The organism is Streptomyces sp. NPDC005574 (assembly GCF_040605435.1).
In the GTDB taxonomy this organism is placed as follows: Bacteria; Actinomycetota; Actinomycetes; order Streptomycetales; family Streptomycetaceae; genus Streptomyces.
The window spans coordinates 1-23,896 of record NZ_JBEXCW010000005.1 but is presented as its reverse complement, the minus strand read 5'-3'; the positions used below and the strand labels follow the sequence as shown (position 1 = coordinate 23,896).

The following is a 23,896-nucleotide window of genomic DNA, read 5'->3' as shown; positions in this document are numbered from 1 at the left end:
TCGACCAGAGTCACCAACTCTCAACCCCCGTTGCGGGCCGAGGTCGTCTGGCGTGGCAGCCATATCCGGCCGCTCGTCCCGCATCCCACGAGGGGGTCCGTGAGGCAGTGCGTCACGTAGAGGCGCACCGCTTCGTACATCCGGTAGTGGATCCGGCCGTCGACGTCGGCGCGGCTGATGTGGATCACCTGGCGGTAGAGCAGTTCGTCGAGGAGTTCCAGTGCCAGGTCTCTCGACGGTGCGATCCGGTGCAGTGCGTCGTCGGCGCTGAAGTCGTCGCTCAGACCGCCGAGTTGACGTAGCGCGGCCCGGACGGGCGCCGGCAGGGAGCCGTGGTGGGCCGCCACGCTCGCCTGCAGTGACAGGTCCCCGACCCGCAATACGGGAAGGCGGTCCCGTTCGAACAGCAGGCGGCCGGCCAGGTCGCGCGGTGAGCGGTGCGGGCGCGCGGAGAGCCACAGTCCCGCGATGTGCACGGCCAGCGGCAGTCCCGCGCAGGACCGCAGAATGCTCAGCGCGGCCGACCGGTCCCCGGCAACGCGGTCGGCGCCCACCAGGTCCTCCAGTACCGCCCGGGCACCCGACGGGCTCAAGGGACCGATGCGGTGCCCGAACTGCGCCGGAAGCGCGGGGAGTTCGCGGCGTGCGGCCACCAGTACGGCACTCCGGACGTCCTCCACCAGCAGCGGCCTGATCTGGGCCTCGCTGTCGGCGTTGTCGAGGACCACGAGGACGTGTCGTCTGCTGAGGACGTCCCGCAGTCGCGCTCCGGCCTCTTCGGGATTGTCGGCGGCGGGCGCGCCACCGAGCGAACGCAGGATGCGGCGGACGAGGGTGTCCGGTGTGAGCGGCGGGGAGGAGGCGGGATGCAGGTCGACGAAGACCTGTCCGTCGGGGAACTGGTCCCGTACCCCGTGCGCGGTCTGCAGGATCAGCGAGGTCTTGCCCGACCCGGGCGGCCCGACCACGATCACCGGTCGTGCGTGGTCGCGTTGCTCCCTCGTCGTGAGGAGGTGCTGCAGGGAGGCGATGAGCCGCTCCCTTTCGACGAGCCGGTGGCGCGGCGCGGCGGGAAGTTCCGCGGGCGGAAGGCGGGGCGGCGACACCGTGCGGGGGTCCGCGTGGGGCCTGCCCAGCAGCCGTTGGGCCGCGCCGGGCGGCAGCCCGAGTGCCTCCGCGAGCAGGAGCAGTGAATGTGCGCGAGGGCGTGAGGTGCGGCCGGTCTCGAGGTTGCGGATGGCCCGCACGCTGAGGCCGGAGCGCTCCGCGAGGTCCTCCTGCGTGAGGCAGGCAGCCTCGCGTGCGGTGACCAGTGCCGTCGCCGGCGTGTCCGACGTGAAGGTTTCCGTCACGACATGTCCATCTCGTTGTTCTGGCGGCTGTGTGCGGGAGGGCGGCGAGGACTGCGAACGTGCGCGCCGACGGACGTCGGAGAGGGGGGTCGTGCGTTCGGTGCGGTCGGGCTGCCGCCGGGCGGCGGTGTCGTACGGCCGCCGCGGACGAGGATCCGGCACGGTGAGGCGGGACCGGGGTCCTGCGGCCGGGGGCCCCTGGTGCGCGTGGGGGCGACGGGCCGGGTCCGCGACATGACGATCAGTGGGGTGGGAGGTCCGCCACGGCGTTCAGTCCGCCGGAGGCTTGAGGTTGACCACGAACTTGTAGCGGGAGCCGCGGTACACGGAGCGGACCCATTCCACCGGCGCGCCCTGGGCGTCCTGCGAGTGGCGGCACAGGAGGAGCACGGGGTGGCCGACCTCCGTGGCGAGGAGCGCGGCGTCGCGAGGCGTGGCCAGGGACGTCTCGATGGCCTCCTCGGCCTCGGCGAGGTGCACGCCGTAGACCTCGGCGAGGGCGGCGTACAACGAGGTGTACATGGCCAACGACGCCGGCAGGGCGGGGAATCGCCGGGCGGAGAGGTGGGTGGTCTCGATCGCCATGGGTTCGCCGCTGGCCAGCCGCAGCCGTTCGATGCGCAGCACGTCGGCGCCGACATCGATGTCAAGCAGCTGGGCCAGTCTCTCGTCGGCCTCGATGTGGCGGATGTCCAGGGTCCGGGACGCGGGGGCGAGTCCCTGGGCGTGCATGTCCTCGGTGTGGGAGGTGAGTTGCAGGGTGCGGGAGAGTTTGGGCCGCGCGACGAACGTGCCCTTTCCCTGCATGCGGTCCAGGCGGCCTTCGCCCACGAGTTCCTGCAGGGCGCGTCGGATCGTGGTGCGTGAGGTGTCCAGTTCGAGGGCGAGTAATCGTTCGGCCGGCATGCGCGCGCCGGGCATCCGCGACTCCGTCATCTGCAGGACCCGCTGCTTGATGCGGTAGTACTTCGGCACTCGCGCGCTGCGACCGGGCACCCGCGTGTTGTCGTGGGCGCTGCTGACGTCGGTGGTCATGGCCTGCCTTCCCGGCTGTGTCGCCGGGTTCCCGTTATAGCCCCGCACCCGCCCTTTGGTCTAGTCCAAAGGGGGCGTGTCGCACGGGCCCATTGCGCGTCGCCCCGGCCCGGATATGCGGTGCCGGCCACGTCGGGCCGCCCAACCGCGGTTTGCCGGGCCCGTCTTGACGCCTCCAAAAGTCTAGGCCAAGCTCCCCCAGGCAGGTCTGTACCAGTAAGCGGGCGGTCACGCCTTGTGCGGCGGCACCGTGCGGTGACCGCCGTCGTGGACGTGCGCCGGCGCCCGTCCCGAGAGGAAGGAGGTCGTGCGACGCGGCGTGCATCGCGGCGCACACATGCTGTTCGCGCGGCCTGCCCCGATCCCCTGCCGCCCTGCTCGACCGACTCACCGACGGCCTGCCCGACGGCGCCGAAAGGGACAACGCCCAGATGACAACGTTCGCGACCCGCAACGACACCCTCACCCGTGACGCCCTCGCGGTACTGCAGCCGGGGTTCGCCGGCACGACCGCACCGGACTGGGTGCGGCGCCGCGTCGGCGAAGGACTGGCCTCGGTCGCCCTGTTCGGCCGCAACGTCGCCACATACGAGCAAGTCGCCGACCTCACCTCTCGGTTGCGGGCCGAACGGGACGACCTGCTGGTCGCCATCGACGAGGAGAGCGGCGACGTCACGCGACTCGACGTCCGCACGGGTTCCGCGTTCCCCGGCAACCACGCCCTGGGCGCCGTCGACGACCCCGACCTGACCCGTCGCGTCGCCCGCGAGCTGGGGCGCCGCCTCGCCGAATGCGGCGTCGATTTCGACTGGGCGCCCTCCGCGGACGTCAACGCCAACCCCGACAACCCGGTCATCGGCGTACGCTCCTTCGGCGCGGACACCGACCTGGTGGCCCGGCACACCGCCGCCTACGTCACCGGCCTGCAGTCCACCGGCGTCGCCGCCTGCACCAAGCACTTCCCCGGTCACGGCGACACCAACGTCGACTCCCACCACGCGGTGCCGCGCATCGACGTCGACACCGACACGCTGTACAGCCGTGAACTGGTGCCGTTCCGCGCGGCCATCGAGGCCGGCACCCGCGCCGTCATGAGCGCGCACATCCTCGTCCCGGCCCTGGACCCGGACCGCCCGGGGACTCTCTCCCGCCGCGTCCTCACCGACCTGCTGCGCGGCGAACTCGGCTACGACGGCCTGATCGTCACGGACGGCATGGAGATGCGCGCGATCTCGGAGGCGTACGGCCTGGAGCACGGCGTGGTGCTCGCGATAGCGGCGGGCGCCGACGCGATCTGTGTGGGCGGTGGACTGTGCGACGAGGGCACGGTGCTGAGGCTCCGGGACTCGCTGGTCGCCGCCGTCCGCTCCGGCGAACTCCCGGAGGAGCGGCTGGCCGACGCCGCCGCCCGGGTGCGGAGCCTGGCGCGGTGGACGTCCGAGGCACGGCGGGGCGGAGCGGCGCCGGTGGCGGCCGACCCGGAGATCGGACTCGTGGCGGCGCGCCGTGCGCTGACCGTGCGCGGCGCGGGGGCCGCCTCTCCGGTCGAGGAACCCATGTACGTGGCGACGCTCAGCCCGGCCGCGAACATCGCCGTCGGGGACGCGACGCCATGGGGCGTGGGCCCCGAACTGGAGCGTCTGCTGCCGGGCACCGCGAGCGGGTCCTTCACCGGCTGCGACGCGGGTGCGGCGGCACTGGCGGCAGCGGGCGGCCGCCGCATCGTGGCGGTGGTCCGCGACGAACACCGGCACGAGTGGATGCGGGCGGCCCTGGACGCCCTTCTCACCGCTCGCCCCGACACGATCGTGGTGGAGATGGGCGTCCCGCAGGCCCCGCCGCGAGGCGCCGTACACCTCGCCACGTACGGAGCCGCCCGCGTCTGCGGCGTGGCCGCGGCGGAGCGGATCGTCACGGGCTGACGTGGGCGGCGCGGGTGGACGTAAGCGGTGCGAGGGGCGCCGGCCGCGCTGCGCGGTGATGGCCGTCGCAGGCTGACGTACGGCACCGGGGCCGTCACGCACTGACATCGGTGGGCCCCGACCACCGGCAGTTGAGCGGCACTTGGCGGCAGTTTCAGCGGCAACGGGTTGACCCTGTCCAGTGGTCCAGGCCAATTTGAGGGAGCCTCAGTGCCTCAGTCCGACGCCCGGAAAGCGACTGAGAGCCGGCCACTCGGCCCCTGAACTGCTCTCGCCCCTGGAGTGATCGCATGTCGACACCCGCCCCCTACCTGTACCGAGCCGCATCCGAACGCCCCTATTTCAGCGCGGACGCCGAGACCTACCTCGCTCCGACGCCGCTGCGAGATCTCACCACCTCGCGTCCGTTACGTGTGCTGTCCCAGGACGACCTGGCGTTCTGGCAGACCTACGGCTATGTCGTCGTCCGCGACGCCATCTCGCCCGGTGCGGCCAAGAGCCTCCTCGAGTTCACCTGGGAGTTCCAGGGCCTCGACCCGGACCGTCCCGAAACCTGGTACCAGGAACGTGAGTTCCGCTCGGACCTGGACCGCGACCTGCACGTGTACGGCTTCGTCGAGGCGTACCACCACCAGCTCCTCTGGGACAGCCGGCAGACGGAGCGCGTCCACGACGCCTTCGCCGACGTGTGGGACTGCGAGGAGCTGTGGGTCACGCTGGACCGGCTCAACCTCAACCCGCCCAACCGGGGCAGCCGTTCACGCTCCCTCATCGAGGCCACCGACGAGGGCTTCGACATCGAGCTGCACTGGGACGTCGACACCACGCTCAGCGTGCTGCCGCAGCGGGTGCAGGGCATCATCGCCCTCAACGACACCCAGCCGGAACTCGGCGGCTTCCAGTGCGCGCCCGATCTCTTCCGGCGCTTCGAGGAGTGGAAGCTCACCCAGCCGGCCGACCGCGACCCCATCCGGCCCGCGCTCGACCGCGCGGAGTTCCCCGTGGTGCGCCCGGACCTGCAGGCCGGCGATCTGTTGATCTTCAACGGACTGCTGGCCCACGGCGTGGCGCCCAACCTCTCCGACAGCGGTGTCCGCGCGGTCCAGTACCTGTCGATGATGCCCGCGCTCACCGAACACGAGCAACTGCGCGCCTCCCGCGTCGAGTCCTGGCGGACGCTCAGCACCCCCGACTGGAACGGGACCCTGCTCGGCGACGCGACCCTGCACGAATCACTCAGGTACGGGCCCGCCACGCTCAACGACCTGGGCAGGAAACTCCTGGGACTGGATCCCTGGAGCGTCCGGGAGAGCGGCCGGTGAACCGGGAGTCCGGCACCGACCGCGTCTGCCTGGCCCTTCCCACGAACAGGCCGTGCTCCGCCACCCTGGCCGCGGTCGCCGAGGAGGCGGCGTACGCGACCCGACACTTCGGCGTCGAGGTCCACCTCCTCGTCCTCGACTCCTCGGACGCGGGCACACGATCCGAACACGCCCGTGTGCTCCAGGGGTTGCCCGCCACGCCGAACGTCGTCGTGCACCATTTCGACGAGGATCGCCAACGGGACATCCTCCGAGACGTGATCCGGAAGGCGGGCCACGCCGAGCCCGATCCGCTCCTCGGACTCCTGCTGCCGGACGCCGTCTCCTACGGATCCTGCACGAACCGCGCGTTCCTGATCGCCGCCGCCCTCGGCTGCCGGTCCGTGCACCGCAGGGACTCCGACAGCGCCTACCAAGTCCTCGACGGCGAACCGGTGTTCCCCATTCACCACGAGCTCGCGTCGCTCGGCAGGCGCGCCACCGAGGCGGCGGCACAGGTCACCGAAACGGACCTCGACCCCGCGCACGCCCATCGCCCGGTGTCCATGGTCGGCTCCTCCTTCGTCGGTGAACTGTCCGTGGACATCGACGAGATCCGGCGCCTCGACGAGGGCATCTACCACGACGTCGTGAGCCTGTGGGCGCCCGGCGACTGGTCCAACGAGCAGAAGCGGCAGCTCGTGGAGGAGTCCTTCAAGGGCGCCGGCACCGCCCGCTTCACCCGGGACCACTCGGTGCTGACCCTGGTCGACCCCATGCGGGTGGACATGTGCAACATCAGCTTCGCCCACGAGGTGTACGAGCGGATGCCGCTGCCGCCGGCGACCGACACCATCGGCAGCGACTACTTCCTCATCCACCTGGTTCACGACGCCGCTCTGCCCGGTGTGCTGCACAACCGCGACATCGAGAACTTCTACACCCCGCAGCGACGCACCGACGCCGGGTTCACGGCCTACCAGACCCGGTTCGTGAAGTTCCTGCTGTCGATGCTCTACTTCAACTTCGTCTACGACCGGATGGCCACGGCGGGCCCCGCCCTGCTCGACGACCGGCAGCGGGTCCGAACCGACACCGTCGTCGGCCTCCTACGCGCCAGTACGGGCCTGGACCGCACCGAGAACCTGTGGCGACTGGAACGCGTCGGCATCGCATACCGCAAACTCGGCGGCAGATACGAGGCTTTCGCGGACCGGCTGACCTCGCAACGCGAACGGCTCCTGGACGAGGCCCGGAGCGACATCGAGGACTTCGCCCTGCTGATCGAGGCCTGGACCCCGCTGATGCGCGCGGCCCGGGACCACGTGATCGGGAGCGCGAGCGCGTGAGCACGGACATGGACACGCTCCTGTCGGCAGCGCTCACGGCCGCCCCGTCGGACCGCGTCGTCTTCGATCTCACCGGCATCGAGGGCCAGTACGAGCGGCTGCTGCGCGAACTGCCGGGCATCGACGTCCGCTTCGCGATGAAAGCCTGTCCCGTCGACGAGGTCCTCACGTGCCTCGCGGACCGGGGCGCCGGGTTCGACGCGGCGAGCCCCACCGAGATCAGACAGGCGCTGCGCACCGGGGTGCCCGCGGAACGCGTCCACTACGGCAACACGGTCAAGTCCGACGCCACCATCGCCGAAGCCCACCGGCTCGGCGTACGGACCTTCGCCACCGACAGCGTCCAGGACGTGGCGGCGATCGCGGCCCACGCACCCGGCTCCCGCGTGTTCTGCCGCCTCGAAACCAGCGGGGACGGAGCGCTGTGGGGCCTGAGCCGCAAGTTCGGCTGCTCGCCGGACGACGCGGTGCGCGTGCTGGTCGCTGCGCGGGCCGCCGGCCTGACCCCGGCCGGGCTGTCTGTCCACGTCGGTTCGCAGCAGATGACCTGCGAGGCCTGGCGGCAGGCCCTCGACTCCCTCGCCGACACACTCGTCGCCCTGCGCGGGCAGGGGATCACGCCGGACCACGTCAACCTCGGCGGCGGCCTGCCCGCCTCGGGTTACCTCGACCGGTACGGCGCACGGCTCGAACCCCCGCTGGACAAGATGTTCGCCGTCATCCGCGACGGAATGGAACAGTTGCGGGCCGTCAACCGCGCACCGCTGGACTTCGTCATGGAACCGGGCCGCCACCTGGTGGCCGATCACGGCGCGATCCGGGCGCACGTGTACCGGCTCACCTCGCGCCGACAGCCCGACGGCGAACGCGCCCACTGGCTGTATCTGAGCAGCGGCAAGTTCAACGGCCTGTACGAAATGGACCAGTTGAGCTACCGGCTCGTCTTCCCCGGCCACTCGGGCGGCAGACAGGTGAGCGCGGTCGTGGCGGGTCCCACGTGCGACAGCGACGACGCGTACGGGTCCGGACATCGTCCCGTACCCGTGCCCGAGGCCCTCGCCTCCGGCGACCCCGTCTGGATCCTGTCCGCCGGCGCCTACGCCACCAGCTACATGACCCAGGGCTTCAACGGCTTCGGCCCGCTGCCGTACACGTGCGTCCGAGACACCGTCTCCCCCGCGGAGACCGCCATGGCGAGGGGGAACTAGGTGGGCCGCGACCTGCGCATCCGCCCCATACGTGACAGTGACTGGCCGGAGATCGCCGCCCTCGAAGCCGTTGCCTACGCGGGCACTTCACTCGCCGAGGGACGCGCGGTGCTGCGGTCCCGTGGGCAGGCGTCCCCGGCCACCTGCTTCGTCCTGGACGTCGGCGAACGCGTCACGGGCTACGTCCTCGCCCTGCCGTACCCGATGTTCCGCTCCCCCGACCTGGCCCGCGCCGAGCAGCCCGCCGTCCACTCGCGCAACCTGCACCTGCACGACATGGTCGTCGCGCCCGACCAGCGCGGCAGAGGACTCGGCAGCACACTGCTGCACCATCTCACCCGCACGGCCGGGTCCGCGTACGCACACCTCTCCCTGATCGCCGTCGAAGGCAAGGCGACGTTCTGGGCGTCCCGCGGGTTCCGCGTCCACGAGGGGATCGCGGTCCCACCCGACTACGGCGACAACGCCGTGTACATGTCCCGGGCGCTGCCCGCGGGCCGCAGCACCGGTTCGAGAGAGGTGGACGTTTTCCCATGCCCCGTGTCCTGGACGACTTCCGGCGCGCGCAGTTGGCCATCGCCGCCCTGTTCTGCTTCCTCGGCTTCCAGTACGCCACCTGGGCCTCCAGGCTGCCCGCCCTCAAAACGAGGCTGGGCCTGAACGAGACCGAGGTGGGTCTGCTCCTGATGGCGTGCGGCGCGGGAGCGGCGGCGTCCTTCCCCCTCGTCGCGTACCTGATGAAGCGGTTGGGATCCAGATCCCTGTCTCTCCTGTCCGCGCTGGGTCTGGTGGTCATCCTGCTGGGGTTGTCCGCGGCGCCGAACTATCCCGTGGCCCTGCTGATCATCTGCGCCGACGGTGTGGCCGTCGCCTGCCTCAACGTCGCCATGAACGCGCAGGGTGCCGCGCTGGAGGCCGCCCATCACCGCACGGCGATGACGCAGCTGCACGCGACGTTCAGCGGCGGGTCGTTCGCCGCGGCCCTCGTGGCATCGGGCATGAACACGGTGACGTCGGCCGTCGCCTGGCACTTCGCGACCGCGGCCGTCCTGCTCCTCCTTCTGCTCGCCTACGCCAGACCGCGCCTGCTGGCCGACCGGCAGCAACAGCCGGCCCCCGCCGAGCGGAAGGACGACGGCCGTCGCCGCAGGCTGACCCTGGCCTCGCGGGTCACCTTGTGGCTGGGCTGCGCCATGGTGTTCGGCACGGTCACCGAAGGAGCCATGAACGACTGGTCGGCGCTCTACATGAGGGACATCGCCCACGCACCGGACCGCCTCGCCCCCCTGGGCATCGCGGTGGTCTCGGTCATGATGGTGGTGGCTCGCCTCCTCGGCGATGGGTGGCGCAGCCGCTGGGGCGACGCCCGTGTCGTCCGGGTGGGCAGCGCGGTGGCCGGCACGGGACTGGCTCTGGCGCTGCTGGCGGGCGGCGTGGTGCCCGCGCTCATCGGGTTCGCCTGCGTGGGCCTCGGCATCGCGGCCGTGACCCCCTGCCTCTACGTCGCCGCGGCGGCTCAGGGCTCCGACGCGCTCGCCCTGGTCGCCACCATGGGCACCATCGGCCTCCTGGCCGGTCCGGCCGTCATCGGCTTCGTGGCCGGCGCCGGCAGCCTGAGCTGGGGCATGGCCGTCGTGGCCGGGTCCGCGGTCCTCGTGTCGATCTGCACCACGCGCATCCGCTGGAACACCGCGCAGGAGGCCGTCACTTCATGACCCGCCACGACGCGCCCCCGCGGAGGTGCTCGGGCGCGTCGCGTGCCCTGCGTTCGTGCTGTCAGTGGTGGCCCGTACCGTGACGGCATGGGCTGTGACGTGCACATCCCCCGGCATCCGTGGTGGGACGAAGAGGGCGAGCCGATCACCACGCAGGAGTGGGAGGCGGTGGTCGCGGCCGACGCCGCACTGGAGATGGTCCAGGTCGCCCGGGCTGCTCCGCGCGGCCAGGACGTGGTGGTGGAGTACCGCGACAAGTGGCTCGCGCAGATGGCCACCCATCCACAACCGGACACCCACGGGGCCTGGTTGGACTGGCGCAACGGTCGCGTCGTGGTGAAGAACCCGGACGAGATCCTGATCCGGAAGATGCTGGAGATCGCGGCGACACCGGGAGCGCGCGGACAGGGTGACGACGGTGAGTACTACGACGCGTAGATCCCGTCGGACACCGCTGAGCGCGGATGGCCTTCTGCGAGACCGGCCGGGTGGGGGCACGCCGGGCCGGTCGCCCGCCACCGCCAGGCGCGGCCCGCCGAGCGCTTGCGGCGGGAGTCCGACGAACCCCGCACGGCTCAGCGCCGCGCCCGGTTGCCTAGGATCCGCGTATGAACGCACAGCAGCAGTCGGCGCCCGGCGCCTACCTGGCCTTCGTGCAGGGCCGATTGGCCGAGGACGGATGCGCCACGCGGTGGGAGGACTGGGCCGGGGTGCCCGTGCTCGTAGGGCGGCGGGCCGAGTTCAGGATGAGCTGGATGGCGACGAGACTGCATCTTTTCACCGTGGCCGCGGCCGTGCCGGAGATCACCGTGCCCGTCGTCTCGACCTTCACCCACCAGGTGATGAAGTACGCCAAGGACACCAAGGGAGGACTGCCCGTCGGCCTGCAGAACGGCGTCGGTGCCTTCCCCCTGCTGGTCAGCGACCGGGTCGACCCGGCAGCCGTGCAGTGGGCGGAGGCGCGGCAGCGGGTCGAGTTCGCCTGTATGACACGGCCCGTCGTGGTCGACAGTTCCCGCCAGTACGTGGCGATGTACCGCGGCAAGCCGACCCTCGGCCGCGTCTACGCCTCGTATTTCATCGAGAAGGGCACGCGGTACTTCTACGGCCGGTGAGTCGTCGGCGCGGTCAGGCCCGGTGGCCCAGCACGTTCACCACCCGCCCGTTCGGATCACGGACGAAGAACCGTCGTACGCCCCACTCCTCGTCCCGCAGGTCTCGCGGGACGTTTGCGTCCGAGGCGAGCACCTGCGCGTACACGGCCTCGACGTCCTCGACCTCCACGCTCAGGTCGGGGACGACGGGCGCGGTGCGGTCCTGGTGGTCGAGGTGGCAGCGGGCGGTCAGGCGTCAGGGTCGACTTCGGGGTGCGTGAACCGCACGGGCTTGCCCAGCGACCGGGCGTAGGCGATTTCGGCTCGGGTGCTGTCTCCGATGTAGTCGCCGACCACGAGCACCTCATCAGCGAGCCGGATCTTCGCCCGGTGCAGGTCGTCGAGTCGAAACTTCAGCGCCTCGGCCTCGACAGGATCGGACCGGAGTTCGTGCGGCGACTTCATGTCACAGCCCGGTTTGACGACAATCCTTCCGGCTTTGGTCTCCCGCAGATCGGCCTCGTTCATCTCGGTCATGAAGCGGGTGGAGCCGCAGATCACGACGATACGTGGGAGGCTCAACAGCTTCTTCGCGTCGGCGAGCTTCTCCTCGGGGGTGAGCAGTTGCGGGTATGACACGGGTTCCTCCGGTGGTGTCGTCCGTTCTGATAGCCCGGGTCATGTAAACGCATTTTCGCGCTGACCGCCGCGATCCGGCACAACGACGCCACCGGACAACCCGTCCTACGGTCACTGATCGCCTACGGTCACTGACCCCTTGGAACAGATCATCTGGCGCCGTTCCTCTCGCCGACGACGGTTCGGCTGCGAAGGCCCGGGTCCGTCTGCCTCGACGACGTCCGGTGCGCCGCTCTTTCGACTCCCTTTGCCGGACCGGCAACAGGAGTGGCAGACCCGGGATGCCGTGAGCGACGGTGGGGCCGTGACCGACAACATGGCAGCGAACACCTCCGCGTCCGACATCCCCGAGCCTGCCGACGGATACGTCGGAGACCCCGCGGTGCGGGCGGAGTGGGACAACCGGTACGCCGACCGACAACAGTTGTGGAGTGGTGAGCCCAACGGTGCGCTCGTGGCCGAGGTCGCCGGGCTCACGCCCGGACGGGTGCTCGACGTCGGCTGCGGCGAGGGCGCGGACGCGGTCTGGCTCGCGAGCCGCGGCTGGGATGTGACCGCGCTCGAGGTCTCGGGCGTGGCGCTGGAGCGGGCGGCCGGACACGCGCGGGACTCCGGGCTCGCTGTGCGCTGGGTACACGCCGCACTCACCGAGGCGGGGCTCCCGCCGGGCTCCTTCGATCTGGTCTCCGCGCAGTACCCGGCCCTGCTGCGCACCCCCGACGCCGCGGCCGAGCGAGCGCTGCTCGCCGCCGTCGCGCCCGGAGGCGTGCTGCTGCTCGTACACCACGCGGGCATGGACACCCAGCATGCGCACGACAGCGAATTCGACCCGGCTGACTACGTCTGGCCCTCGATGGTCGCCGCTCTCCTCGACGAGGACTGGGTGACGGAGGTGCACGAGCAACGACCGCGCGTGGCACCCGACGGTGGCGCCGGCGCGCACCATGCCGACGACCTCGTGCTGCGCGTGCGCCGACTGCGCTGAGACCTCTCGGCTCGCGGCGAACCCGCGGCCCGGCGGACACGTCTCCACCGGGCCGGCGGAAGGCCACTCCCCCAGAGCCGACGGCTCATCAAGCGTTCATCCGTGACGGGCCGACCCGTGCGACAGGTCAGGCCACGGAAACGGCGACGTCCCTGCATCTCGCGAAGCTGCCGCCACCGCCATCTCAGCTATTGCTTCACCTATCGATACTCGATAGATTTCCATCGTGATTCGATGGAAGGACGGGTGATGGGGAAACTGACCGTGCGCGCGCTGCGCGCCGTGCTCGTGATGGTGCTCGCCGGCACCGTGTGCGTACAGGCATTGATGGTGTGGACGCTGGTCAGCGGGAGCGACCCGGAGGACGGGACGCTCCCGCTGACCGCGCTGCGCGTGACCACGATCCTTGGCATGGTGTCGGTCCAGGTCGCCCTGGTCTGCGTAGGGCGGCTGGTGACGATGGTGCGACGCGGAACCGTGTTCTCCCACGCCGCCTTCCGGTACGTGGACGGCGTGATCGGCGCGATCGTGGCAGCCGCCCTCGTGTGGTTCGCGGTCACGGTGATCAACGCGCCGGGCCAGCGGGACGACCCGGGTGTCACCGTGATCATGGGCGGGGTCGGCGTGGCCATCCTGGGGGTCGCCCTCATCGTGCTCGTGCTGCGGATGCTGCTCGCCCAAGCCGTCGCACGCGACGTCGAAGCCGCGCAGATGCAGGCCGAGCTCGACGAGGTGATCTGATGCCGATCGCCGTGGACATCGACGTGATGCTGGCCAAGCGGAAGATGTCCGTGGGCGAACTCGCGGACCGCGTGGGCATCACCCCCGCCAACCTGGCGGTACTCAAGAACGGCCGCGCCAAGGCGGTGCGCTTCGCGACGCTCGCCGCGCTCTGCGAGGTGCTCGCGTGCCAGCCGGGCGACCTGCTGCGCTGGGAGGCCGAGGACGCACAGGCGAACGACGCTCCCTTCGAGGACCACGGAGTTCTCGACGCCCCGTGATCGGAGTGGAAGACCGCGCCTGCCGACGCGTCGACCCCGGTACGACCCCGCACGAGGCCGGGCCCTCGGTGCCACAACTCCGTTGCCTGCAAAGGCACTTGAGCCGAGATACGGTCAGCTTCCGACCTGCGGGTGATCAAAGTGCGGCACTCCTCCGCACGTTCCGGAGCTCCTTGCGTCAGGTTCAAAGGGCGTCACTCGGACGAGCTACTCCGTCCCTACGGTTGGCGACACGAGCGGGGCCGAAGGAGTCGGGTCCCGTGCAACCGGCAGAAGCCGCAGGAGGACCGCCGTGACGAATGTGGAAATCTCCCTCAAGGAAACGATGACCGTGGTGGAAGGGGCACTGGGCGCGGCCGTCGTCGACTACACCAGCGGTATGGCGCTCGGGACGATGGGCGGTGGCAAGGACCTCGACCTGGTCGTCGCCGCGGCGGGCAACACCGACGTGATCCGCGCCAAGGTCCGCACGATGGAGCACCTGGGGCTGAAGGGAGAGATCGAGGACATCGTGATCACCCTGGGGACCCAGTACCACCTCATCCGGCTAGTGCAGGGACGACACGGCAGCGGTTTGTTCATCTACCTCGTCCTGGACCGGGGCCGCTCCAACCTCGCCATGGCTCGTCACCAGCTCAAGCGGATCGAGACGGACCTCGATCTGTGACCGATTCCGTGACGTACGGCTTCCCATGCCCGTGAATTGAAGATTTCTTCATCTCGCCACATACACATCAGTGCATCATCGAGGCATGCGGAGCCCACAGTCGCCAGGATCGTGCCAGACACGGGATCCCGACAGCGGTAAGGAGCGAGCGGTTGAGCGTGCAGGTCCCCCTCTACCAGGCAAAGGCCGAGTTCTTCCGCATGCTGGGGCACCCGGTGCGCATCAGGGTCCTTGAGCTGCTGCAGAGCGGGCCCGTCGCCGTGCGGGACCTGCTCACCGAGATCGAGATCGAACCGTCCAGCCTGTCTCAGCAGCTGGCCGTGTTGCGCCGTTCCGGGATCGTGGTGTCGATCCGGGACGGATCAACGGTCAGTTACGCGCTGGCCGGTGGCGACGTCGCCGAACTGCTCCGCGCGGCCCGTCGGATCCTGACCGAACTGATCGCCGGGCAGCATGAGTTGCTGGCCGAACTGCGACACTCGGAACCGCCTGTGCCGGCACCCCCGCTGCCCTGACCACACTCACCCGCGCGCGCCCGGTCGCCGCTGTCGTACGGCGTCCGGGCCCGCGTGCAGGGCAGGGGCGGCTGGGGGCTCATGTGGTCGTCCACCAAGGCGTGTTCGGGGAGGAGGAGGGACGGCCGCCAGGCTGACATGCCCGGGCGGCGGAGCCCGTCACTCGTCTTCCACGCCCCGCAAGGGCGTCCGGTGCGGCCCCAGTTGCCGTAGGACGTCGCCGAGTTGGGCGGTGGTGAGGACGGGGCCCGGAAGGGGAGCCGGCGCCGGGCGCAGGCCGTCCAGGAGCAGGGCGAGGGGGCGGTGCCAGGCGTCCGGCGTGGTCGCGGTCGTCAGGGCCGGGACGGCGCGGCCCAGAGCGGCCAGCGCGAACAGGACGTCCTCGGTGGTGACGTCCGCCCGGATCGCGCCCTCCTCCCGCCCGCGCTCCAGCAGGAGTTCCATCGTCCGCCGGTTGTGCGCGTGCACGGCGTCCAGCGCCTCGACGCCCTGGACGTGCGTGGTCATGAGGTCGTTGGTGCCGCGGTCGGCGGCGAGCGTGCCGAAGACGGCCTGGAGATAGTCGTTCAGTCCCGTCCAGGCGTCCGAGGCGGCCCGGGCCCGTTCGCCCGCCTCCGTCGTACCGGTCAGTTGGTCGCGGAAGACCGCGTCGACGAGCACGGCGCGCGTGGGGAAGTGCCGGTAGAGCGTCGCGTTGCCCACGCCCGCCCTGCGGGCGATCACGTCCAGCGGCGCCTGCAGCCCCTGCTCGGTGAACACCTCATGGGCCGCCTCCACCAGGAGCTGCCGGTTGCGGCGCGCATCGCGTCGTCGCGGGGCCGTTGCATCGCCTGCGCCGACGGTCATCGTCATCCTCCGGAGGAAGTGGGGAGTCGTCCCCGGTGCTGATGATATCGTCGGCACATGAAGTGGGGACCACTCCCCATTTCTGCGCGGGTGGTCCCCACGGGGGAGGGACCACCCCCGGCCTCGTTCGTTCGTGCGCTCGGGAGGGCATGGCGTGAGCGTAAGCAGCAGCGGAACCGCACTCGTACTCGGCGGCGGGGGTCCGGTCGGCGGCGCATGGCTGACCGGAGTGCTCGCCGGCCTCACGGGCGCGGGCATCGACCTCGACCGGGCCGACGTGGTCATCGGCACGTCGGGCGGCGCGATCTTCGGCTCTCGGCTGGCCTGCGGCCAGCCTCCCCGCGAGCTGTACGAACGCCAGCTCGCCGGCGACGACCGCATCGATCTGAACGTCACCACCGCACAGACGCTCCGCTTCCTCTGGGCGGCCCTCGGTTCCAGCGACCCCGAGCGCTCCGTGAGGCGCCTCGGCCGCGCCGCCCTGGCGGCGCGCACCGGACCCACGTCCGAGATGTACGACGCCGTACGGACCCTGCTGTGCGGGGCGACGGACTGGCCCGCGCGGGCCCTGCGGATCACCTCGGTGGACGCGGTGAGCGGCGAGGTGGGGACATTCGACGCGGGCACGAAGGCCGGCCTCGTCGACGCGGTCGCCGCGAGCTGTGCGGTGCCCCTGGTGTGGCCGCCCGTCGCACTCGACGGCCGGCGCTGGATCGACGGCGGCAGCCGCTCCACCGCCAACCTCCAGTTGGCCCGCGGATACGGCCGGGTGCTGGCCGTCGTCCCCCTCCCGAACGCCGTCGGCCCACACCCCAGCGCCCAGCGGCAGGCGGCCGAACTGGTCGCCGGCGGCACCGCCGTCGCCCTGCTGTGCCCCGACCGCAACGGCCGCCGCGCCATGGGCCGCGACATGACGGCGAACGCCCGCGTCCCCGCCGCCGCCCGCGCCGGATACGCCCGGGGTACGGCGCTGGCAGCAGGTGTGGCGGACGTATGGCACGGCTGACACGGATTGCCCGCGACCGTGAACTCCCCATCGGCGAACCCTCGATGGTTCTGCCTCGCGTACCGGAGCGGCACCGCCCGCTTCCGTTGGGGTGAAGAACGCGATGACTCGCTGCGCTCCCCGCTTCAACGCGTCATGGTTTCTCTGAGCCCATCGGGGACGAAGGGAGCAGGGGTGTGCATGTGAGGCGTATCGGAGCAATCCTGAGCGCTGCCGCGCTCACGATGCTGGCCATTCCGGCGACCGCTCACGCCGCAGCGGTCGCCTGCGGCGGCGGTGTGTCGACCGGCCGGGTGGCCGTCAACGGCTGCATCAGTGCCCAGCACGGAAAAGAGGGCCGCGTCCACACTCGGGAGATCACGGCCTACATCAAGGCGCGGAACACGGGGCCGAGGGCGGCGAACATCTCCTACGAGGCCTTCTTCAGAGTCGTCGACGGTGGCCACTGGGTGAAGTTGGGCAGCGGTCGCACCTATGTCCCGGCAGGTGGAACCGTCGAACCCACAGAGGTGGGAAGTTCCACCCGGGTGTGCGGGCCCGTGAAGGTCGAGATTCGCGTACACGCCCGGGCCGACCGGGCCGCCTGGAGCGGGTGGTCCACCGCCGGCACGGCGCAGTGCCACACCTGAGCGGCCACACTGCGACCGCTCCACGGCACAGGCACCTCCTCCGCCAGGACGTGTGCCGGTAGCACGCGGGCCACCCCTGATCCGGTGTCTCAAGCACCGGTGACACGTCGCTGCTCTCATGCGGGTGTCCAGCCGGTACGCGTCGCCCGTCGGTCACGCCGGGGACACAGACGTCATCGGGCCGCTGGTGGAGGCACCGCCCGCCGTGGGGCGGTACCTCCACCGCGCGGTCAGTTCACGAACTCGTGTACTCCCGGCGGCGCGAGGAACACGGCGCATCCGTCCTCGGTTCGCTGGAGGTTCGCCGCCCCGTGTGTCACGCGGTCGGCATCGCGTCGCAGGGGGATCCACACTTCGGCGGTGGTGTTCGCGGGAACGCCGAGGGTGAGACTGAATTTCTCGCCGTCCAGCGTCCAGCGGGTGGAGATGGGTCCGCGCACCGAGTCCAGCCGTGCGTGTACCCGCTTGAGGCTGCCACCGGGCCGCGGGCGGACGCGGACCGTGCGGTAGCCGGGCTCGGCGGGTGCGATGCCCGCGATGTTGGCGTACATCCATTCACCCACCGATCCGTAGGCGTAATGGTTGAACGAGTTCATGCCCGCGTCCTGGAAGGAACCGTCGGGACGGATGGAGTCCCAGCGTTCCCACATCGTTGTGGAGCCACGGTCGATCTGGTAGCCCCAGCTGGGGAACGAGCGTTGCTCCAGCAGTCGGTAGGCGACGTCGACATGGCCCGTGTCCGTGAGCACGGGAAGCAGGCGCGGGGTGCCGAGGAATCCCGTGGACAGATGCCAGTCCTTGGCCCGGATCAGCGAGACCAGCCGGTTCGCGGCCGGCTCCCGGTCCGCTTCGGCCAGCAGGTCCATGGACAGGGCCAGGACGTACGCGGTCTGCGTATCGCCCTTGACCATCGCGTTCTTGTCCACGTAAGCGGCGCGGAAGGCGTCCCGGACCGCCCGGAACAGCGCGGTGTACGGTGCGCTGTCCTTGCCCAGTGCCTGCGCGGTCCGCGCCACCAGGTCCACCGCGTGGGCGAAGTAGGCGGTCGCGATGACGTCCTTGGGTGTCTCGTCCTGAACGTTCAGCCAGTCGCCGTAGCCCTCCTCGGGGCGGAGGTAGCCGGAGCTGTGGGCCTTGAGGTAGTCGACCCACTTCAGCATCGACGGCCACGACTCCTCCAGCACCCGCGTGTCGCCGTACGCCTGGTAGAGCGCCCATGGCACGGTGACTCCGGCATCTCCCCAGCCGGCGCTGCCGGCCCCCGTGATCTGCGGGTTGGGCGCCACGTCGGGGAAGGCCCCTTCGCCAGTCTGGCCCTCCCGCAGGTCGTGCAGCCACTTCGTCAGGAAGCGCGCCGACTCCATGGTGTAGGTGGCGGTCGGCGCGAACACGTTGATGTCGCCGGTCCAGCCGAGCCGTTCGTCGCGCGCGGGCGTGTCCGTCGGTACGGAGAGGAAGTTGCCGCGCTGGCCCCAGGTGATGTTGCTGTGCAGCTGGTTGAGCATGGGTACGTCGGTGTCGAACTCCATGGTGAACGGAGCCGCGGTGTGCACGACGAGTCCCTTCACCGCGCTGAGGGGCGGCCTGCTGTCGCAGCCGGTCACCTCCACGTAGCGGAAACCGTGGAAGGTGAAGCGCGGTTGGACGATCTCCTGCCCCGCGCCCTTGCAGACGTAGGTGTCGGTGGCGCGGGCCGTGCGCAGATTGGCGGTGTAGAGCGTCCCGTCGGGGTTGAGTACCTCGGCGTGACGCAGGCGGACGGTGGTCCCCGCCGCTCCGGAGACGGCGAGCCGGACGGTGCCGACCATGTTCTGACCGAAGTCGTAGACGTAGACGCCCGGTTGGGGCTCGGTCACCTTGCGCGCGGACAGCGTCTGCTCGATCCGGCAGGGCGCGTCGAGCTGGGCGACCGGCTCGGCGGTGACGTTCTCGGTGGGCTCGACCGGTGACCAGTGACCGTCGTCGTATCCGGGGCGGGTCCAGCCGGTGGTCTCCAGGCGGGCGTCGTAGTCCTCACCCATCAGGAGGTCGGCGCCCGTGATCGGACCGGTCGCGGCACGCCATCCGGTGTCCGAGAGCACGCGCTGCGTGGAGCCGTCCTCGTACGTCACTTCCAACTGGGCCAACAGTGCCGGCCGTCGGCCGTAACGGTGGGTGCCCGACCAGGCGATGTTGCCCGCGTACCAACCCGCTGCCAGGGTCACCCCGAGCGCGTTGGCGCCCGGCGACAGGAGTTCCGTCACGTCGTACGTCTGGTACTGCACGCGCTTGCCGTAGTCCGTCCAGCCGGGGGCGAGCCGGTCCTCACCGACCGGGCGTCCGTTCAGCTGGGCGTCGTACAGGCCCAGAGCCGTCGCGTACAGACGGGCTCGGGCGATCTTGCCCCGCCTGAGCCGGAAGGAGTTCCGCAGTTGTGCCGCGGGAGCGTAGTCGGGGAGCACCCTGCCCCATGGGCCGCTGCCCCAGGCAGCCACCTCCTTGGCGGCGACCCAGGACGAGCTGTCGAAGCCGCGGGAGGTCCACTCGCCGGCCGGTTCCTTGTCCGTTGCCTTCCAGTCGTCCCCGGTGGACATACGGCGTCGTGAGCCGTCGGCAAGGGTCAGTTCGAGGACGGCGAGCAACCCCGCCGGCCCCTCGGAGGCGTTGGTCGCCGCGACGGCAAGCACCCCCGGCCCGGTGCCGATGACCTTCGTGACGTCGATGACGCCGGGGCGACTCCACGCCCTGGACGCCGAGTCGGCCTCCACGTGGCCGACTTGAGTGCCGTTGACGTACGCGGTGTAGCCGTCGTCGGCGGTGAGGACGAGGCGGGCGCGGGTCACTCCGGCCGGGATGTCGACGAGGCCCCGGAACCAACGCGTGGCCGCCGGTGCGCTCGCGGCCGGGTCGCCCTCGGGGAACCAGATCCAGGACGCTTCGTCGAGCGCGGGGGCGTCGACGAGCGTGCCCGGCGCGGAGATCCAGCTCGCCGACCAGCTGTCCAGGCCGGTCTCCCACCAGGACGGCTCGCTCCACGGGGAGACACCGCCCGACGGGTCCCAGGCGCGGACCTGCCAGTGGTAGCGGGTGCGCGGCTTGAGCGCGGGCCCCGCGTACGGCACCAGGACCGAGTCCGCCGAGGTGACCCGGCCGCTGTCCCACACGTCGGGATCGGCCAGCCGTCTCACGGACGAGGCGACCCGGATCTGGTAGGCGCTCTGTGCTTTCGCACCCACCAGCGGCCAACTGAGCCGCGGACGTGCCACGTCGGTGCCGAGTGGATGTCTGGTGTATTCAACGGTGGGTGCGGTGACGCGCAGTGGTACCGTACCGGCTCGCGCCGTCGGCGCGCCGTCCGCCGCGGCGGCCCGTGGCCCGCTGACGGTCATTACTGTGGTGACGGCGGCGGCCCCAGCCGTTCCCAGAAGTTCTCTCCTGCCGATCACGGTCGTCTCCGTTTTCATGCGAGGATGAATCGTTTTAGACGTTCACGGAACCTAGGGACGCCGAACGGAAGTGTCAAGAGATGTGACATCGGGTCGGTGGGCAGGGAGTTCAACAAGAACGATGTGAAACTCCCTGTGCCGTGAGGGCTATCCGGTGGACTGCTTTGAAACCTTTCATGACCTCGCTGCCTTGAACCCGGGACCCGGTCGTGCGCCCGGCGCGCAGTTCACGCGCGGGGCGCGGCTGTCGGGTGCCCCGTCTACCGGCCCCGGGTCTGGTGACGGTGCGCATCGGGAAGTGGCCGTCCCGGGGCCGACGTGATCCGTCGGCCCCGGGACGGTGCGGGCTCCTACCTGCCCAGGTGTGCGACGACCAGGTTGGGGTCCTTGCCCGTCAACCAGCCGGCGTTCAACACGTGAACGGTCCGGCCGCGCAGGGCGATGGATGTGGGGTTCTGCAGGCCGTCGGTCCCGGTCAGCACGGTGGAGTGGCTGCCGTCGGGCTGGACGAGCGCGACCTCGTTGGATGCGTCGAGGGCGGCCAACAGCTGGTCGCCGTGGCCGGTGAAGGCGAAGTCGTCGATCCCCGGCATGCCGGTGGCCTTCGTCCGGATCGCGCCGGCGCGTCCGTCCCCGAGGACGGGGATGCGCAGGACGGTTCCCTGGTCCATGTTGGTGACCCAGACCGCGCCGTTGTGGACCTTCAGGCCGTTGGCGCCGAGGAAACCGGCGGGGGCCAACTCCGGTGCCGTGGTCCAGGCGTTGGGCACACCACCGGCGGTGGGCACGCTCCAGACGGTGCCGAGCGCGGAGTCGGCTATGTAGAGGGTGTGGGTACGCGGGTCCAGCGCCAGGCCGTTGGGCAGGCCGTTCGCCGGCAGCGCGGCGATCCGCTGCGGTTGTCCGCCGGGGCGCAGGCGCCACACCCCGGTGAGGTCGGGGGTGCCGGTGGCGTACAGGAAGTACAGGGTTCCGTCGTGTGCACGGACCAGGCCGACGGTCAGCGGGAAGCCCAGCGCCGGGGTGTGGACACCGCCGTCGGCGGGCGCGGGCAGTGTGGCCAGGATGCGGACGGCTCCGCGCGGTGAAATCTCGGCCACCTGCCGGCCCTTGGCGAAGGTGACGTACGCGCGGCCACCCGGTGCGAGGGCGACGTTCTCGGGGGTCTGCCCCTTGGCCAGGTCGAAGTGCGAGGCGATCCGCGCGCCGGAAAGCGGCGCGGAGGCGGCCGAGGCCGCGGCGGGACTGAGCGCCGCGGCAACGACCGCGGCCAGGGCGCCGACGGTCGCGGCGGACGTGGAGAGCTTCTTGAACATGGCTTCTTTCTCTGTCTCTGGTCTTGGTCTTGGTCTTGGTCTTGGTCTCTGGTCTTGGGCTTCGGCTTCGGCTTCGGCTTCGGCTTCAGAACGTTTTCGAGCAGGCGGCAGCAGCACGGCGACACGTGAGTGGAAGTGGCCGGTTGTTGCTGCTGATCTGCCGCAGGCGTAACGGCTTTGACGTTGCGTCAGTCAGGTCGTGGGGGCGGCGCGTTCACTGCGAGGGGAAGTGGCGGCCTCGCTGGTGGCATGGGCGAGCAGGTCGAGCGCCGCGCGGGAGGGTGAGCCCGCTTCCGTGGTGGCGACGATCACGCCCGGTCCCGGACCGCTGCTCAGGGTCTGCTGGATGACCGTCACCGGCCCGACCAGCGGATGACGCATCTCGTACGGGGCGACGGTGCACGCCTTGACGCGATGGTCGGCCCACATCGAGGCGAACTCGTCGCTCTTCGCCGACAGTTCGCCGAGCAGTGCGTGCAGCGCCGAGTCCTCCGGATGCTGGGCCGCCACGATGCGGAGGTTCCCGACGACCGCTCGGGCCTTGCTCGGCCAGTCCGCGTACAGGTCACGGACGTGGGAGTCGAGGAACACCAGCCTGGCCATGTTGGGGCGCTGCCCGGGCGAGTCAGGGCTACCGGCGTCGAGGTGCCCGGCGAAGAACGCGTGGCCCGGGCGGTTCCACGCCAGCACGTCGCTGCGCCGGCCGAGCACGATCGCGGGAACGTCGCCCAGCACGTCCAGCAACTGGCGCATCGCCTCCGTCACCCGTTCCGGTGCGGGCCGCCGACCTCGGGTGCGCCGCCTGTCCGCGCGGGCCAGATCGTGCAGGTAGGTCCGTTCGGACTGGTCCAGCCGTAGAGCACCGGCGATCGCGTCCAGGACCTCACGGGATGCGCTCAGCGACTGCCCCTGTTCCAGCCGGGTGTAGTAGGAGGCGCTCACTCCCGCCAGCAGTGCCAGCTCCTCCCGTCGAAGACCAGGCACACGTCGGCGCTCCCCGTAGGTGGGGACCCCGACATCCTCAGGTCGCAGCTGTGAGCGCCGTGTCTTCAGGAAGTTCCCGAGCTGCGTCTTTCCGTCCATGGCTCCGAGTATGGGCCGCGACGAAGCACCCAGCCTGACCCGACTGTGGGTAGGCAGCGGCCGGTCTGGCTTCTTTGCACGAGTGCCGGTGAGGTTGGTTCAGCCGAACCGGCATGCCGCTCACTCCGCAGGAGGCCGCCTTGAACACCACCACCGACAACGTCCCCTTCGAGGTCTTGGACGCGGCCGACTTCGCCTTCACCAGGAGTGCCTGGGTCGACGCCGTTCCCATGCGCGTGTACGAGTTGATCAGCGACGTGGCCGCGATCGGTCACTGGAGTCCCGACGCGAGCGATGTCGCTTTCGACGACGGCGCCGGGCCTCGGGCCGGCGCCTGGTTCAGCGGTCGCAACCGTAGAGGCGGCAAGGAATGGACGACCCGCTCGCAGGTCGTGCGTGCCGACGCTGGAACGGCTTTCGGCTTTGTCGTGGGCGGCGCCGACCACGGCATCGTGCACTGGGAGTGGGCCCTCGCCCCGCAGGGCCGCGGAACCGTCGTACGACAGTCCTGGCAGTTGCTCCGCCTCGACCCGGTGCTGGGCAGCACCCGTACCGACCTGGACGCGCTGCGCCGCACCATGGCCGAGAGCGTCGAGTCCACGCTCACCGCGCTGGCCCGATGGGTGGCGGAAGAGCGCACGAGGTGACGCGACCGAGAAGCTGTGCGCGGTCGTCAAACCCCGTCACGTGCCCTTGAGACTGGTGAAGAAACCAGGGAAATCGGCTGCGTGTTCTGTGATCGGCCGGGCATCAGGAGCCTCGGAGGTTGATAACTATGGTTCCCCTGCTTCTCGTTCTGCTCCTGGCC

Annotated in this window: 23 protein-coding genes and 1 pseudogene; 16 read left to right on the top strand and 8 right to left on the bottom strand. The window is 70.6% G+C overall.

Going from position 1 to position 23,896, the window contains the following annotated elements; translation table 11 throughout:
- Positions 1-20: 20 nt before the first annotated feature.
- Positions 21-1,352: an AAA family ATPase gene (locus tag ABZT03_RS05280; RefSeq protein ID WP_356033727.1), complete on the bottom strand. Its 1,332-nt coding sequence runs from the start codon at positions 1,350-1,352 to the stop codon at positions 21-23.
- Between the two features lie 270 nt (positions 1,353-1,622).
- On the bottom strand, positions 1,623-2,387 hold the full coding sequence (locus ABZT03_RS05275; RefSeq protein WP_356033724.1) for a GntR family transcriptional regulator: 765 nt from the start codon (positions 2,385-2,387) through the stop codon (positions 1,623-1,625).
- A 431-nt stretch (positions 2,388-2,818) separates the two neighbouring features.
- Between ABZT03_RS05275 and ABZT03_RS05270 the strand changes: the two genes are divergently transcribed.
- The 8 genes from ABZT03_RS05270 to ABZT03_RS05235 all read left to right on the top strand — a co-directional run bounded on the left by ABZT03_RS05270 (position 2,819) and on the right by ABZT03_RS05235 (position 10,997).
- On the top strand, positions 2,819-4,309 hold the full coding sequence (locus ABZT03_RS05270; RefSeq protein ID WP_356033722.1) for a glycoside hydrolase family 3 protein: 1,491 nt from the start codon (positions 2,819-2,821) through the stop codon (positions 4,307-4,309).
- Positions 4,310-4,599: 290 nt separating this feature from the next.
- Positions 4,600-5,631 carry a phytanoyl-CoA dioxygenase family protein gene (locus ABZT03_RS05265; protein ID WP_356033719.1) on the top strand — a complete coding sequence of 344 codons (1,032 nt, stop codon included), beginning with the start codon at positions 4,600-4,602 and terminating at the stop codon, positions 5,629-5,631.
- Positions 5,628-6,959 (top strand): DUF6271 family protein, encoded by a 1,332-nt coding sequence (locus ABZT03_RS05260; protein WP_356033716.1) that lies wholly within the window; start codon positions 5,628-5,630, stop codon positions 6,957-6,959. The genes ABZT03_RS05265 and ABZT03_RS05260 overlap by 4 nt, the downstream gene beginning before the upstream one ends.
- An 8-nt stretch (positions 6,960-6,967) precedes the next feature.
- On the top strand, positions 6,968-8,167 hold the full coding sequence (locus tag ABZT03_RS05255) for a type III PLP-dependent enzyme (RefSeq protein WP_356034165.1): 1,200 nt from the start codon (positions 6,968-6,970) through the stop codon (positions 8,165-8,167).
- Positions 8,168-8,827 carry a GNAT family N-acetyltransferase gene (locus ABZT03_RS05250; protein WP_356033714.1) on the top strand — a complete coding sequence of 220 codons (660 nt, stop codon included), beginning with the start codon at positions 8,168-8,170 and terminating at the stop codon, positions 8,825-8,827. It begins immediately after the preceding gene.
- Entirely contained in the window at positions 8,737-9,882 is a 1,146-nt protein-coding gene (locus tag ABZT03_RS05245; RefSeq protein ID WP_356034161.1) for an MFS transporter, read from the top strand. Before ABZT03_RS05250 ends, ABZT03_RS05245 begins: the two co-directional genes overlap by 91 nt.
- Positions 9,883-9,969: 87 nt before the next feature.
- Positions 9,970-10,320, top strand: a complete 351-nt coding sequence (locus ABZT03_RS05240; RefSeq protein WP_356033711.1) for a hypothetical protein — start codon at positions 9,970-9,972, stop codon at positions 10,318-10,320.
- Between the two features lie 170 nt (positions 10,321-10,490).
- Positions 10,491-10,997, top strand: a complete 507-nt coding sequence (locus ABZT03_RS05235) for a levansucrase (protein ID WP_356033708.1) — start codon at positions 10,491-10,493, stop codon at positions 10,995-10,997.
- A gap of 13 nt (positions 10,998-11,010) precedes the next feature.
- Here the strand turns inward: ABZT03_RS05235 and ABZT03_RS05230 are convergent.
- Positions 11,011-11,202 (bottom strand): annotated as a pseudogene (locus ABZT03_RS05230) (VOC family protein); the annotation flags it as partial.
- Positions 11,203-11,225: 23 nt separating this feature from the next.
- On the bottom strand, positions 11,226-11,615 hold the full coding sequence (locus ABZT03_RS05225; RefSeq protein ID WP_356033706.1) for a hypothetical protein: 390 nt from the start codon (positions 11,613-11,615) through the stop codon (positions 11,226-11,228).
- Positions 11,616-11,919: 304 nt separating this feature from the next.
- Between ABZT03_RS05225 and ABZT03_RS05220 the strand changes: the two genes are divergently transcribed.
- The 5 genes from ABZT03_RS05220 (at position 11,920) to ABZT03_RS05200 (ending at position 14,783) form a co-directional block, all read left to right on the top strand.
- A complete protein-coding gene (locus ABZT03_RS05220) occupies positions 11,920-12,600 on the top strand; it encodes a class I SAM-dependent methyltransferase (protein ID WP_356033703.1) in 681 nt (226 codons plus the stop codon).
- Between the two features lie 249 nt (positions 12,601-12,849).
- Positions 12,850-13,341: a DUF2975 domain-containing protein gene (locus tag ABZT03_RS05215; RefSeq protein WP_356033701.1), complete on the top strand. Its 492-nt coding sequence runs from the start codon at positions 12,850-12,852 to the stop codon at positions 13,339-13,341.
- Positions 13,341-13,601, top strand: coding sequence for a helix-turn-helix transcriptional regulator (locus tag ABZT03_RS05210; RefSeq protein ID WP_356033699.1), 261 nt, complete (start codon positions 13,341-13,343; stop codon positions 13,599-13,601). Before ABZT03_RS05215 ends, ABZT03_RS05210 begins: the two co-directional genes overlap by 1 nt.
- Positions 13,602-13,893: 292 nt before the next feature.
- A complete protein-coding gene (locus ABZT03_RS05205) occupies positions 13,894-14,268 on the top strand; it encodes a hypothetical protein (RefSeq protein WP_356033696.1) in 375 nt (124 codons plus the stop codon).
- A 158-nt stretch (positions 14,269-14,426) separates the two neighbouring features.
- On the top strand, positions 14,427-14,783 hold the full coding sequence (locus ABZT03_RS05200) for a metalloregulator ArsR/SmtB family transcription factor (RefSeq protein WP_356034159.1): 357 nt from the start codon (positions 14,427-14,429) through the stop codon (positions 14,781-14,783).
- Between the two features lie 159 nt (positions 14,784-14,942).
- Here the strand turns inward: ABZT03_RS05200 and ABZT03_RS05195 are convergent, their stop codons facing one another.
- A complete protein-coding gene (locus ABZT03_RS05195; protein WP_356033694.1) occupies positions 14,943-15,629 on the bottom strand; it encodes a TetR family transcriptional regulator in 687 nt (228 codons plus the stop codon).
- Between the two features lie 154 nt (positions 15,630-15,783).
- Here ABZT03_RS05195 and ABZT03_RS05190 point away from each other — a divergent pair, with 154 nt between their 5' ends.
- Positions 15,784-16,635: a patatin-like phospholipase family protein gene (locus ABZT03_RS05190; RefSeq protein WP_356033691.1), complete on the top strand. Its 852-nt coding sequence runs from the start codon at positions 15,784-15,786 to the stop codon at positions 16,633-16,635.
- A gap of 176 nt (positions 16,636-16,811) precedes the next feature.
- A complete protein-coding gene (locus ABZT03_RS05185; RefSeq protein ID WP_356033690.1) occupies positions 16,812-17,264 on the top strand; it encodes a hypothetical protein in 453 nt (150 codons plus the stop codon).
- 230 nt (positions 17,265-17,494) lie between these two features.
- Here ABZT03_RS05185 and ABZT03_RS05180 read toward each other — a convergent pair whose 3' ends face one another.
- From ABZT03_RS05180 to ABZT03_RS05170, 3 genes are all read right to left on the bottom strand, one after another.
- Entirely contained in the window at positions 17,495-20,632 is a 3,138-nt protein-coding gene (locus tag ABZT03_RS05180; protein WP_356034156.1) for an alpha-L-rhamnosidase, read from the bottom strand.
- Between the two features lie 407 nt (positions 20,633-21,039).
- Complete coding sequence (locus ABZT03_RS05175) at positions 21,040-22,005, bottom strand: hypothetical protein (RefSeq protein ID WP_356033687.1); 966 nt, start codon at positions 22,003-22,005, stop codon at positions 21,040-21,042.
- 192 nt (positions 22,006-22,197) lie between these two features.
- A complete protein-coding gene (locus tag ABZT03_RS05170) occupies positions 22,198-23,088 on the bottom strand; it encodes a helix-turn-helix transcriptional regulator (RefSeq protein WP_356033685.1) in 891 nt (296 codons plus the stop codon).
- 140 nt (positions 23,089-23,228) lie between these two features.
- Between ABZT03_RS05170 and ABZT03_RS05165 the strand changes: the two genes are divergently transcribed.
- Positions 23,229-23,735 carry an SRPBCC family protein gene (locus ABZT03_RS05165; RefSeq protein ID WP_356033682.1) on the top strand — a complete coding sequence of 169 codons (507 nt, stop codon included), beginning with the start codon at positions 23,229-23,231 and terminating at the stop codon, positions 23,733-23,735.
- The last annotated feature ends 161 nt before the right edge of the window (positions 23,736-23,896 follow it).